This is a genomic window from Enterococcus sp. DIV2449a (genome assembly GCF_051711225.1).
Lineage (GTDB): Bacteria > Bacillota > Bacilli > Lactobacillales > Enterococcaceae > Enterococcus_D > Enterococcus_D casseliflavus.
In genome coordinates this window covers 3,225,001-3,237,793 of sequence record NZ_JBIOME010000001.1, presented here as the reverse complement: position 1 = coordinate 3,237,793, position 12,793 = coordinate 3,225,001, and the positions used below count along the sequence as shown (strand labels likewise).

Here is a 12,793-nt window from a genome sequence, read left to right as displayed (position 1 = left end):
AACCAGCGGGATGCCGAAATCACAATTGAAGCGTACGATGGAAGGGGCGTTTATTTTAACGATCGCTTCCTTTATCGCAAAAATCTTAAGTGCCGTTTATCGGGTCCCTTTTCAGAACCTGGTAGGGGACGAAGGGTTTTATGTGTATCAACAAGTCTATCCGATTTATGGATTGGCGATGACGTTAGCGTTGTCAGGGTTGCCACAGTTTATCTCCCGCATTGTTGCTGAAGAACCCGATCCTTTGAAAAGCAAGGAACGGCTGCAAGCGTTGACGCCTTTCGTGCTTTGGTCTGCGATCGGTTTATGGGCGGTGACCTTTTTATTTGCTGGTCCGATCGCACAAGTGATGGGGGACCACCAACTGGCGGGCTTGATTCGAGTCGTTTCTTTTACCTTCTTATTTGTCCCACCTTTGACCTTTTATCGAGGAATGTTTCAAGGAAATTTGCAAATGGTGCCGACAGCAGTTTCCCAAGTCGTAGAGCAGCTGCTTAGAGTTGGTGTGATTTTAGGTGCTGCGGCAGCTTTCCAGCAATTGGGCTGGACGATTTATCAAACGGGGACTGTCGCCATGATGGGTGCCTTAGTCGGGGGCCTTGCGGCGTGGTGGATCTTAAGTTATTATAGCCGACAAATCAACGGCAAACGCCTGTCGCTATGGCACAAACCAGTCACCAGTACAGGAGAAAATCCCGCTGGTTTATCCGCCTCGTTGAAGAAACGGTTCTTCTTAGAAGGCGGTCTGTTGACGATTTATAGCGGCTATTTGATCTTGTTCCAGTTAGCGGATTCGTTTTTATTGACCAATGCGCTAGAAGCGGGGGGGATGACGGCACAAGCAGCCCGAATTTCAAAAGGGATCTATGATCGCGGACAACCCCTCGTCCAACTAGGTCTTGTGGTGGCGATGGCGTTAAGCTCGACGTTTTTGCCAACGTTGACCAAGTATTTGACGGTAAAAAATCAGCAGCTGTTTGAAAAGTCGGCAAAAATGTATTTGCGCCTGACGATCGGGATTGCTTCGGCTTCCGCCGTGGGCTTAGCGATTTTGCTGCCTTATATCAACTTTGCCTTATTCAAAGACGGTTCTGGCAATGCGGCGCTGGTATTGTTTGTCTTTTCCATCGCTCTGATGGCGACGATCCAAGCCTATCAAAGCATTCAACAAAGTCGCAATACCTACACCTTCGGCTTGCTCGCTGCGGGGATCGGTCTTTTGATCAAATGTCTATCGATGTGGCCGCTGACTGCTTCTTATGGGACTGCAGGAGCGAGTATAAGTACACTGTTGGGGTTAGGCGCGACCTTATGCTGTTTTGTGGTTTCCGAACAGCGTCAAGCACAAAGCAGCATCAATCACTTTTGGCATGAAGGAAATTATGGAAAAAAACTATTTATTTGTTTAGGGATCATGGCAAGCGTGCTATTCTTATATTATAGCTTCGTTGCGATCTTATTGAACGGTCCTTTGACCCATCGACTACAGGCACTGCTTTTTTGCCTAGGCGGTGTCGGTCTGGGAGGCGCAGCCTTTATCGGGGCAGCGATCAAAATCAAATTGTTAACGATTCGCGAATGGCTGTTAGTTCCATTTGGAAAGAAACTATTAAGAAGAGGTGAAAAACATGAGATTAGATAAATTTCTTAAAATCTCCCGCATCATCAAGCGTCGCTCTGTGGCCAAAGAAGTGGCAGACAAGGGACGCATTCAGATCAACGGCAAATTAGCCAAGTCAAGCAGTGACGTCAAAGTAGGCGATATCATGCGCATTCAATTCGGGAATAAGGTCTTGGAAGTAAAAGTCAATGAATTGCATGAATCGACGAAAAAAGAAGACGCTGCAAAAATGTATGAGATCGTTTCAGAGGAAAGAATCTCAGAAAATGCTTGATTTTTACGGCATTTTCAGTTAGACAAGCTTTGCGGATGTTGGTATAATGTAAAAAACAAAGACAGCGACGGGAGCGAGTTCAGGTGGCAAAAGAATCAAATAAAAAAATAGAACTATTGCAGACCGATTATGCGAAAGAGCAATTTGCCAAGTTTGAAAAAGAGCGGCGGCAAGTCGTGTTTCGCCGACGTCGGCTGGTGGCGTTTTTCGTGGCGGCATTAGCGATATTTGCGATCGTAGGGATTCAAATGTTCAACGATCAAATGCGCCTGCAAAAGCTAAAGGAATATAAGGCGGAAACAGTCGCCGAACAAAAAGAGGCAGAACAAAAGGTGGCTTCACTGGAGCGAGACGTTGCCTTGCTGCAAGACGATGAGTATGTGGCAAAATTGGCCCGCAGCCGATTCTTCTACTCAAAAGATGGCGAAAAAATCTATCCAGTCTTGCCAGACGGGACGGATTCTCAAAACACCAATGAGCGTTCTTCGCAAAGCGGACAAGAATCATCATCCACAGAGTCACAAGATTAAGCAATGTCATACCTACTCAGCGCAGTAGTTTGAATTATTTTAAATGGGTAAAAATTAGGAGGAACATTTTTTATATGTCAATCGAAGTTGGAGCGAAACTAAAGGGCAAAGTGTCTGGTATTACAAATTTTGGTGCGTTCATTGATCTTGGTGAAGGGAAAACTGGTTTGGTGCATATCAGTGAAGTATCAAACGGATTCGTCAAAGACATTCACGACGTGTTGTCTGTTGGGGATGAAGTGACAGTACTTGTTACGGCAATCGGCAACGATGGAAAAATCGGCCTATCGATCCGCAAAGCAGAAGATAAACCGGAAGAAAAACGTGAATACCCGAAAAAAGAATTCAATCGACCAAATCCGAAAAAATCTTTTTCACGCAATCAAAATACGAATGTAAATAAACAAGACTTCGATTCATTGATGAGTTCTTTTCTAAAAGATAGTGATGATCGTCTTTCGTCATTACGTCGAAATACAGAAGGAAAACGCGGTGGCCGCGGCGGACGCCGTAACTAAACATGAATAGCAAGTTGGAAAAAGCTGGAACAAAACTGTTGGTTCGTTTTGTTTCAGCTTTCTTTCTTGTGGGATTACCAAATGAGAAGGAGGGCAAACGATGGTCATTCAAACCGTTCGAGGGCAACTCACTGCCATCGATCCTGAAAAAAAACGCCGCTTTTTGCTGGCGGTATCGACGGGCGTCGATTCGATGGTCTTGTTGCAGATCTTTTGTCAGTTGTTTCCTGAAATGCAAAAAGAGCCATGTTTTGGTGTGGCACATGTGAATCATCAATTGCGTCCAGCATCTGCCAAGGAAGCGGCTTTTTTACGGCAGTACTGCCAAGAACGCGGCATTCCTTTTTACGAGCGGTGCTGGGAAAATCCGCCAGAAAACGGCGTAGAAGCTAGCGCTCGAAACTTTCGCTATACATTTTTTGCCGACGTCATGTCTCAAGAAGGCTATGATGTTTTGCTGACTGCTCACCACAGTGATGACCAAGTAGAAACGATGTTGATGAAGATGATGCGAGAAGGTCGCTTGCGATCGGCTGCCGGTATGAAACAGCAGCAGCCTTTTCACACAGGGATCTTGTTGCGTCCACTGCTTACTGTCAGTAAGGCAGCGATTTACGACTATGCGCAAGCACAGCAGATTCCCTACTTTGAAGACGAAAGCAATCACGAACCGCTGTATTTGCGAAACCGACTACGCCAGCAAGTAGTGCCAGCCTTAAAAGCGGAAAATCCGCAGCTGCTGCCGCATTTTCAACAGCTTTCTGAAGAAGTACAGTTCGCCAATCAGCTGATCCAACAAGAGCAGCAGCAATGGTTGTCTGCGTTCGTTCAACAGCAAGCTGCTCGCTTAGTGATCAATCTGCAGCAGCTGCCGACGTTTTCGCCAGCGCAACGCTATTTTTTCTATGCGGGTTTTTTACAGCAAGCAGAGGCTTTTACGAAACAGCCCCTCAATCAAAAACAGCTGCCGCAGTTATTGCGTCTGCTAGATGAAAAGAAAGGGCAATGGCAATTGGCGTTGCACAAACAGTGGCAGCTGCGGCGCAGTTATGACCAATTGTTATTGGAACCTGTTACTGTTCCCCAAAAGCCTGCAGCGCCGTTGACAGAAGTTAGTCAGCGACTGGTTTTAGGGGAGGGGATCTATCTTTCTGAAAAGGAATGGATTGGGTATTTTCCGATAAATGAACAGCATATTCCCAAAAAAATCACAAATTGGTCAGAGTTTTCCCAAGATTTACCGCTAAACTATTCCTCTGAGCTGGTGGTGCGTAAGCGCCAGCCGGGAGACCGAATCCGCTTGGCGCGTGGTCTGACCAAAAAGATCAGTCGTTTTTTTATCGATTCAAAAATTCCTAATGAAGTGCGAGAAAAAAGTTGGGTCGTCACAAACCTTGAAAAAGAGGTGATTGCCTTACTACCTCATACATTTTCCTATTTGAGTATTGCGCCAGAAACTGATAAAATACACTACATACTTCTTTATAAATACCAGGAGTAAGAGTTGGAAGGAGAACTTTATGCTAGATAAAGATATTGAGAAAATTTTGATTTCCCGTGACGAAATCAAAAATCGTTGTGTGGAACTTGGTCAAGAATTAACGGCGGCTTATGCGGATAAAAATCCTCTAGTCGTAGGTGTGCTGAAAGGTGCCGTTCCTTTCATGGCAGACATCGTTCGTGAGATGGATTGTTACTTGGAGTTAGACTTCATGGATGTCTCAAGTTATGGCAATGCCATGATTTCATCTGGGGAAGTCAAGATCATCAAAGATTTAGATACAAATGTTGAGGGCCGTGATCTCTTGATCGTTGAAGACATCATTGACAGCGGTCGCACATTGGCTTATCTGGTGGATCTATTCAAATACCGTAAAGCGAAATCAGTGAAAATTGTAACGTTATTAGATAAGCCAGAAGGTCGTGTTGTTGAGATCGATGCAGATTATGTCGGCTTCGATGTGCCAAATGAGTTTGTTGTTGGATATGGACTGGACTATGCAGAGCAATATCGAAACTTACCTTACGTTGGCGTCTTAAAACCTAGTGTTTATCAGTCAAATTAGTGACTGTTCTAAATCAATTGTGATACAATTAAATGGTCAGGATTGATAAAACAAAATAGCCAGGGAGGTACGCATGAATAAGAAAAATAACGGTATGGTAAAAAATACCTTATATTATGTACTTGTCTTGTTGGCGATGGTCATGGTCGTTTATTTCATTTTTGGAAATGGCAATCAGCAGACCCCAACGATCGAGTACTCCACGTTTACAGAGCAACTGAAAGACGGGAAGATCAAACAGTTTACTGTTCAACCCGCTAACGGTGTGTATCGAATCGTGGGTGAATACAATGAAGAACAAACCGTCAGCAATGACAACAGCTTGTCTGTTTTAGGCAATACACAGGCGAGTTCGACCCGCTTTTCAACGATCATTTTACCGAATGATTCCACACTAAGCGAAGTCACCAGTTTGGCCTCGGCAGAAGGGGTCAAAACCACGATCGAAGAAGAATCCAACAGCGGCATTTGGTTATCGCTTTTGGTTAGCTTCTTACCACTTGTGATCATCATTTTCTTCTTCTACATGATGATGAGCCAACAAGGTGGCGGCGGTGGCGGTGGCGGCCGTGTGATGAACTTTGGCAAATCAAAAGCCAAAGAAGCGGATAAAAAAGCCAACCGCGTGCGTTTTTCAGACGTAGCCGGTGCAGAAGAAGAAAAACAAGAGCTTGTCGAAGTCGTGGAATTCTTGAAAGATCCTCGACGCTTCGTTGAATTAGGTGCTCGTATCCCAGCAGGTGTCTTACTTGAGGGGCCTCCAGGAACCGGGAAAACATTACTAGCCAAAGCCGTTGCTGGTGAAGCTGGCGTACCGTTTTACTCGATCTCTGGTTCAGATTTCGTTGAAATGTTTGTCGGTGTCGGTGCAAGCCGGGTGCGTGACTTATTTGAAACAGCGAAGAAAAATGCACCAGCCATCATCTTTATCGATGAAATCGATGCAGTCGGTCGCCAACGTGGTGCCGGTATGGGCGGCGGACATGATGAGCGGGAACAAACATTGAACCAGTTATTGGTTGAAATGGATGGTTTTGATGGAAACGAAGGCGTGATCGTCATTGCCGCAACGAACCGTTCGGATGTTCTAGATCCAGCGTTGCTACGTCCAGGTCGTTTTGACCGTCAGATTTTGGTTGGTCGTCCAGACGTGAAAGGTCGTGAAGCGATCCTCCGTGTCCATGCCCGCAACAAACCTTTATCAGATGATGTTGATTTGAAAGTCGTTGCCCAACAAACACCAGGCTTTGCCGGTGCGGATCTGGAAAACGTCTTGAACGAAGCGGCATTAGTTGCTGCTCGTCGTAACAAGAAAAAAATCGATGCTTCAGATATCGATGAAGCAGAAGACCGCGTGATCGCTGGTCCTGCGAAGAAAGATCGGGTCATCAACAAACGCGAACGTGAAATGGTTGCTTACCATGAAGCAGGACATACCATTGTTGGGTTAGTCTTGAGTCGTGCCCGTGTGGTACACAAAGTAACGATCATTCCTCGGGGACGTGCGGGTGGTTACATGATCGCCTTGCCGAAAGAAGATCAATTCTTGATGACCAAAGAAGATATGTTTGAACAAATCGTTGGGTTGCTTGGTGGTCGTACGGCTGAAGAAATCATCTTCGGTGTACAATCAACGGGTGCTTCCAATGACTTTGAACAAGCAACTGCGCTTGCAAGAAGCATGGTGACAGAATATGGAATGAGTGACAAGTTAGGTCCAGTTCAATATGAAGGAAACCATCAAGTCTTTGTTGGTCGTGATTATGGTCAAACAAAAGCTTACTCTGAACAAGTTGCCTTTGAAATCGATCAAGAAGTTCGCAAGATTTTAATGGATGCTCATCAAAAAGCCCATGAAATCATTGAAGAACACCGTGCACAGCACAAATTGATCGCTGAAAAACTGCTTGAACATGAAACATTAGATGCCAAAGCAATCAAATCCTTGTTTGAAGAAGGCAAAATGCCTGAAGGAACCGAAAGCTCTGAGTATCCTAGTGAAAAAGCTCAAACGTTTGAAGAAGCGAAACGTGCGCTGGAAGAAAAAGATGCAGAGAAGCAAGCTGCAGAAAAACACAGCGAAGATGCACCATCAAACGATTTTGATCAACAATTGGAAGACGTTCGCCGCAATAGCGAAAGCCAACCGACTGATCAAGAAAACAAAGATGATAACGCCTAAAACAAGACGTATCAAGGCACCGAGGAAACTCGGTGCCTTTTTGTTTCTATTTAAGAAGACTTTCCTTAAATTCAAACACATTCAGTTGAAAAAAGCGGCGCTTCCTAGTATGATTCATTAATGAATAAAAAGGAGAATCAAGATGAAGGATTATTTAGTAAAAGCACTAGCATATGACGGCTTCGTCCGAGCATATGCAGTATCGGCAACAGAAACGATCGCCGAAGCACAACGACGCCATGAAACATGGAATACGGCATCCGCTGCTTTAGGGCGAGCGATGGTGGGAAGTTTGTTATTAGGCAGTACCTTAAAAGGGGAAGACAAATTGACCGTCAAAATTCAAGGAAATGGTCCTGCTGGGGCAATCGTCGTAGACAGCAATGGCCGTGGGGACGTAAAAGGATACATAAAAAATCCGCAGATCAGTCTGCCGTTGAACCCTCAAGGGAAATTGGACGTTCGGGGCGCAGTGGGTGACCAAGGGATCTTTACCGTGATCAAAGACTTAGGGCTAAAAGAACCCTTCTCTGGACAAACACCGATCGTCTCTGGGGAGCTTGGGGAAGACTTTACTTATTATTTAGCAGTGTCAGAACAGATTCCTTCTGCTGTTGGTCTGAGTGTATTAGTAGAAACCGATGATTCGATTCGGGCAGCCGGTGGGTTTATGCTGCAGATCATGCCTGGTGCCAGTGAAGAGATCATTGATGCCATCGAAAAACGTTTGGGAGAATTGCCTCGAGTATCAACCTTGATCGATGAAGGACAATCACCAGAAGAGATCTTAGAGACATTGTTGCCAGACACGACGATCGAAGTACTAGAAAAAATGCCAGTCCAGTTCCATTGTGATTGCACGAAAGAAAAATTTGCGACGGCGATCATTACCTTGGGGGCTGATGAGATCCAAGCGATGATCGATGAAGACCACGGGGCAGAGGCAGTCTGCTCGTTTTGTGGCAACAAGTATCATTTTGATGAAACGGAATTGGCGGCATTGAAGAAAGAGGCGGAAGCGTAAGTGAAAGATAGACAAACATGGCAGATCGGCTCGGTTGAGATTCCCAACCGCGTCGTCGTTGCGCCAATGGCAGGGATCACCAATTCTGCGTTTCGTGTGACAGTCAAAGAATTTGGCGCGGGTTTAGTCGTCTGTGAGATGATCAGTGATCGAGGGATTCAACTGCGGAACAAGAAGACCCTTGAGATGCTATTTATTGACGAGACCGAGCATCCTCTTAGTATTCAGATTTTTGGTGGGAATAAAGCATCCTTAGTAGAAGCAGCGCAATTTGTCGCAGAAAACACAACTGCCGATATCATTGATATCAACATGGGGTGTCCTGTAAACAAAATCATCAAAGCAGAAGCTGGTGCGAAGTGGCTTTTAGATCCCGACAAGGTTTATGAAATGGTCCATGCTGTTTCCAGTGCGATCGACAAGCCCGTTACCGTAAAAATGCGGATCGGCTGGGATGAGCAGCACATCTTTGCGGTTGAAAATGCCCAAGCCGCAGAAGCAGCGGGTGCCGCAGCGATCGGTATGCATGGCAGAACCCGTGTACAGATGTATGAAGGATCGGCTGATTGGGACGTGTTGAAACAAGTGAAGCAAAGTATCACGATTCCCTTTATGGGCAACGGCGATGTCAAAACCCCTGAAGATGCCAAGCGAATGTTGGAAGAAGTCGGTGCAGATGCAGTGATGATCGGACGGGCAGCGTTAGGCAATCCATGGATGATCCACCGCACCAAGCAATACTTGGAGACAGGCGAGTTATTGCCAGAACCAACACCGCGAGAAAAAATTTCGACAGCGAAACTTCATTTAGAACGTTTGGCTGATCTAAAAGGGGAAAAAATCGCTTCGCGAGAATTTCGTCAACATGCTGCGTACTACTTAAAAGGTATTTCGCGGGCAGCCAAAGTGAAGGCAGCTATCAACCAAGCGGAAGATAAGCAGACGATTTTTGATTTATTAGATGCATTTGTGGAAAAGACCGAAAAACAGCCGCTAGCAACTCTTAAGGAATAAGAAACAAATCAAGTCGATTCGAAAGTTCGGCTTGATTTTTTGCGTCATCATTGGCATTATAAGAAGGAAACCCAAGTTAAGAATGGAGGAAAACTCGTGACAGAGGAACGACAAACACAAGAAGAATTGAATGATCAAATGTTGGTTCGCCGTGAAAAGATGGAAAAACTACGGGAAGAAGGCATTGATCCTTTTGGCAAGCGATTCGAACGCACCCATAATTCTGCCGAGTTACATGAGTTATTTGATCAAAGAACCAAAGAAGAATTAGCCGAAATGAATCTTTCAGCAAGCATTGCAGGAAGAATCGTTACAAAACGTGGAAAAGGTAAGGCTGGTTTTGCACATTTACAAGACCGCGAAGGCCGTATTCAAATATATGTACGTAAAGACCAAGTAGGGGATGAACCTTACGAAGTATTCAAACACGCAGACTTAGGTGATTTCTTCGGCGTATCTGGTGAAATCATGAAGACCGATACCGGTGAAGTGACCATCAAAGCCAAAGAAATCGTGATCTTATCAAAAGCATTGCGTCCATTGCCTGACAAATACCATGGCTTGACGAACGTAGAACAACGCTACCGTCAACGTTACTTGGATTTGATCAGTAATAAAGAAAGCTTTGATCGTTTCATGAAACGAAGCCAAATCATCAGCGAAATTCGTCGTTACCTTGACGGTCATGGGTATATCGAAGTCGAAACGCCAGTATTGCATAATCAAGCAGGTGGTGCAGCGGCTCGTCCCTTCATTACCCACCACAATGCCTTAGACATGGATCTGTATTTACGGATCGCTCTTGAGCTTCACTTAAAACGATTGATCGTGGGCGGCATGGAAAAAGTCTATGAGATCGGTCGCGTTTTCCGAAATGAAGGGATCGATACGACCCATAATCCTGAGTTTACAATGCTAGAAGCGTATACGGCATATACAGATTTCAAAGATGTGATGGATCTGACCGAAGGCATTATCCGTAATGCTGCTGAAAAAGTCTTGCATACAGCAACGATCCAATACGATGGACAAGAAGTCGATCTAGCTAGCGACTTTGCACGAATCCATATGGTCGATGCAATCAAAAATCAAACAGGTGTTGATTTCTGGCAACCAATGTCCGTTGAAGAAGCCCGCAGCTTAGCGAAAGAACATCATGTTGAAATCACTGATGCCATGACTGTTGGCCATATCATCAATGAATTCTTTGAGACATTTGTTGAAGAAACGTTACAGCAGCCAACCTTTGTCTTCGGTCATCCAGTGGAAGTTTCGCCATTAGCGAAAAAGAATCCAGAAGATGAACGCTTTACCGACCGCTTTGAATTATTTATCGTTGGTCGTGAATTTGCGAATGCCTTCACGGAACTAAATGATCCAATCGATCAAAGAGAACGTTTTGAAGGGCAAGAAAAAGAGCGCGAAGCAGGAAATGATGAAGCCCATGGGGTGGATGAAGATTTCTTAGAAGCACTTGAATACGGTATGCCGCCAACTGGTGGATTAGGGATCGGGATCGATCGCTTAGTGATGCTGTTGACAGATGCGCAATCGATTCGCGACGTTTTATTATTCCCAACAATGAGATAAAAAAACTCCGTCCACTCGCAAGAGATGGGCGGCTTTTTTTCTTGTCTGCTGGATCAGGGTGAAAAACAGCGAGGAATTAGAGGGAAAAGCGCCACGAAAGTTGTCGGAAAACGGATTAAATGCGAACGATAAAAGCTGGATCCAATGCGATTAGACGGGTTTGTAAAAATTGAAAAAAGCCATAGAAAATGATTGACCGCAAGGGATTTAGTTGGTATATTATTACATGTGCCAAATGACTAAATGAATTCCTAAAAAGAATTGAAAAAAGTAGTTGACGCACAGCTCGACAGATGATATTATAACGAAGTCGCAATTTTAAAATAGTTAATTGATGTTGATACATCAACAAAATTAATTGAAAAAAGTTGTTGACAAATAACAAATCATTTGTTATTCTAATTAAGTCGCTGAGACAGCCGCTACGAAGTTGAAAAACAACGAGCGAAAAAAATTTTAAAAAAGAGTTGACAATTAAATGTCACTCTGATATGATATAAAAGTTGCTAACACAGCACGGTAGACCTTTGAAAACTGAACGAAGCAAGCAAACGAACCAATGTGTAGGACGTTTCAATTTATTGAAACAAATACATGCAAGCAATAGCTAGCAAAGTTAATTTTTATGAGCTTAATGACCGTATGGTCATTCAAACAAATCATTATGAGAGTTTGATCCTGGCTCAGGACGAACGCTGGCGGCGTGCCTAATACATGCAAGTCGAACGCTTTTTCTTTCATCGGAGCTTGCTCCACCGAAAGAAAAAGAGTGGCGAACGGGTGAGTAACACGTGGGTAACCTGCCCATCAGAAGGGGATAACACTTGGAAACAGGTGCTAATACCGTATAACACTATTTTCCGCATGGAAGAAAGTTGAAAGGCGCTTTTGCGTCACTGATGGATGGACCCGCGGTGCATTAGCTAGTTGGTGAGGTAACGGCTCACCAAGGCAACGATGCATAGCCGACCTGAGAGGGTGATCGGCCACACTGGGACTGAGACACGGCCCAGACTCCTACGGGAGGCAGCAGTAGGGAATCTTCGGCAATGGACGAAAGTCTGACCGAGCAACGCCGCGTGAGTGAAGAAGGTTTTCGGATCGTAAAACTCTGTTGTTAGAGAAGAACAAGGATGAGAGTAAAATGTTCATCCCTTGACGGTATCTAACCAGAAAGCCACGGCTAACTACGTGCCAGCAGCCGCGGTAATACGTAGGTGGCAAGCGTTGTCCGGATTTATTGGGCGTAAAGCGAGCGCAGGCGGTTTCTTAAGTCTGATGTGAAAGCCCCCGGCTCAACCGGGGAGGGTCATTGGAAACTGGGAGACTTGAGTGCAGAAGAGGAGAGTGGAATTCCATGTGTAGCGGTGAAATGCGTAGATATATGGAGGAACACCAGTGGCGAAGGCGGCTCTCTGGTCTGTAACTGACGCTGAGGCTCGAAAGCGTGGGGAGCGAACAGGATTAGATACCCTGGTAGTCCACGCCGTAAACGATGAGTGCTAAGTGTTGGAGGGTTTCCGCCCTTCAGTGCTGCAGCAAACGCATTAAGCACTCCGCCTGGGGAGTACGACCGCAAGGTTGAAACTCAAAGGAATTGACGGGGGCCCGCACAAGCGGTGGAGCATGTGGTTTAATTCGAAGCAACGCGAAGAACCTTACCAGGTCTTGACATCCTTTGACCACTCTAGAGATAGAGCTTCCCCTTCGGGGGCAAAGTGACAGGTGGTGCATGGTTGTCGTCAGCTCGTGTCGTGAGATGTTGGGTTAAGTCCCGCAACGAGCGCAACCCTTATTGTTAGTTGCCATCATTTAGTTGGGCACTCTAGCGAGACTGCCGGTGACAAACCGGAGGAAGGTGGGGATGACGTCAAATCATCATGCCCCTTATGACCTGGGCTACACACGTGCTACAATGGGAAGTACAACGAGTTGCGAAGTCGCGAGGCTAAGCTAATCTCTTAAAGCTTCTCT

At 45.3% G+C, this 12,793-nt stretch carries 10 protein-coding genes and 1 rRNA gene (1 of these 11 cut by a window edge); all 11 read left to right on the top strand.

Annotation, left to right across the window (positions count from 1 at the left end; all coding sequences use genetic code 11):
• The first annotated feature begins 10 nt into the window (after positions 1-10).
• Positions 11-1,642, top strand: a complete 1,632-nt coding sequence (locus IGI76_RS15470; protein ID WP_333718807.1) for a polysaccharide biosynthesis protein — start codon at positions 11-13, stop codon at positions 1,640-1,642.
• The gene (locus IGI76_RS15465; RefSeq protein ID WP_333718806.1) at positions 1,629-1,895 is read left to right on the top strand and encodes an RNA-binding S4 domain-containing protein; all 267 of its coding nucleotides are present in this window, start codon (positions 1,629-1,631) and stop codon (positions 1,893-1,895) included. Before IGI76_RS15470 ends, IGI76_RS15465 begins: the two co-directional genes overlap by 14 nt.
• Before the next feature lie 83 nt (positions 1,896-1,978).
• Positions 1,979-2,425, top strand: coding sequence for an FtsB family cell division protein (locus tag IGI76_RS15460; RefSeq protein ID WP_005230746.1), 447 nt, complete (start codon positions 1,979-1,981; stop codon positions 2,423-2,425).
• 74 nt (positions 2,426-2,499) lie between these two features.
• The gene (locus tag IGI76_RS15455) at positions 2,500-2,943 is read left to right on the top strand and encodes a S1 domain-containing RNA-binding protein (protein ID WP_010748998.1); all 444 of its coding nucleotides are present in this window, start codon (positions 2,500-2,502) and stop codon (positions 2,941-2,943) included.
• A 100-nt stretch (positions 2,944-3,043) separates the two neighbouring features.
• Positions 3,044-4,444: a tRNA lysidine(34) synthetase TilS gene (tilS, locus tag IGI76_RS15450; RefSeq protein ID WP_333718805.1), complete on the top strand. Its 1,401-nt coding sequence runs from the start codon at positions 3,044-3,046 to the stop codon at positions 4,442-4,444.
• A gap of 19 nt (positions 4,445-4,463) precedes the next feature.
• Positions 4,464-5,009 carry a hypoxanthine phosphoribosyltransferase gene (gene hpt, locus IGI76_RS15445; protein ID WP_005230750.1) on the top strand — a complete coding sequence of 182 codons (546 nt, stop codon included), beginning with the start codon at positions 4,464-4,466 and terminating at the stop codon, positions 5,007-5,009.
• A 73-nt stretch (positions 5,010-5,082) separates the two neighbouring features.
• Positions 5,083-7,191 carry an ATP-dependent zinc metalloprotease FtsH gene (gene ftsH / locus IGI76_RS15440; protein WP_010749000.1) on the top strand — a complete coding sequence of 703 codons (2,109 nt, stop codon included), beginning with the start codon at positions 5,083-5,085 and terminating at the stop codon, positions 7,189-7,191.
• A 142-nt stretch (positions 7,192-7,333) separates the two neighbouring features.
• The gene (gene hslO / locus IGI76_RS15435) at positions 7,334-8,215 is read left to right on the top strand and encodes an Hsp33 family molecular chaperone HslO (RefSeq protein WP_060791888.1); all 882 of its coding nucleotides are present in this window, start codon (positions 7,334-7,336) and stop codon (positions 8,213-8,215) included.
• Positions 8,216-9,229: a tRNA dihydrouridine synthase DusB gene (dusB, locus tag IGI76_RS15430; protein WP_060791889.1), complete on the top strand. Its 1,014-nt coding sequence runs from the start codon at positions 8,216-8,218 to the stop codon at positions 9,227-9,229. It abuts the gene before it with no gap.
• A 96-nt stretch (positions 9,230-9,325) separates the two neighbouring features.
• Complete coding sequence (gene lysS / locus IGI76_RS15425; RefSeq protein WP_005230758.1) at positions 9,326-10,819, top strand: lysine--tRNA ligase; 1,494 nt, start codon at positions 9,326-9,328, stop codon at positions 10,817-10,819.
• A gap of 660 nt (positions 10,820-11,479) precedes the next feature.
• Positions 11,480-12,793 (top strand): 16S ribosomal RNA (locus IGI76_RS15420) (it continues 246 nt past the right edge of the window).

Excerpts from the sequence above, each read along its gene's own strand:
- ftsH (WP_010749000.1), top strand. The coding sequence starts at position 5,083 with ATGAATAAGAAAAATAACGGTATGGTAAAAAATACCTTATATTATGTA.
- hslO (WP_060791888.1), top strand. The coding sequence starts at position 7,334 with ATGAAGGATTATTTAGTAAAAGCACTAGCATATGACGGCTTCGTCCGA.
- hpt (WP_005230750.1), top strand. The coding sequence starts at position 4,464 with ATGCTAGATAAAGATATTGAGAAAATTTTGATTTCCCGTGACGAAATC.
- IGI76_RS15470 (WP_333718807.1), top strand. The coding sequence starts at position 11 with ATGCCGAAATCACAATTGAAGCGTACGATGGAAGGGGCGTTTATTTTA.
- IGI76_RS15465 (WP_333718806.1), top strand. The coding sequence starts at position 1,629 with ATGAGATTAGATAAATTTCTTAAAATCTCCCGCATCATCAAGCGTCGC.
- IGI76_RS15455 (WP_010748998.1), top strand. The coding sequence starts at position 2,500 with ATGTCAATCGAAGTTGGAGCGAAACTAAAGGGCAAAGTGTCTGGTATT.
- tilS (WP_333718805.1), top strand. The coding sequence starts at position 3,044 with ATGGTCATTCAAACCGTTCGAGGGCAACTCACTGCCATCGATCCTGAA.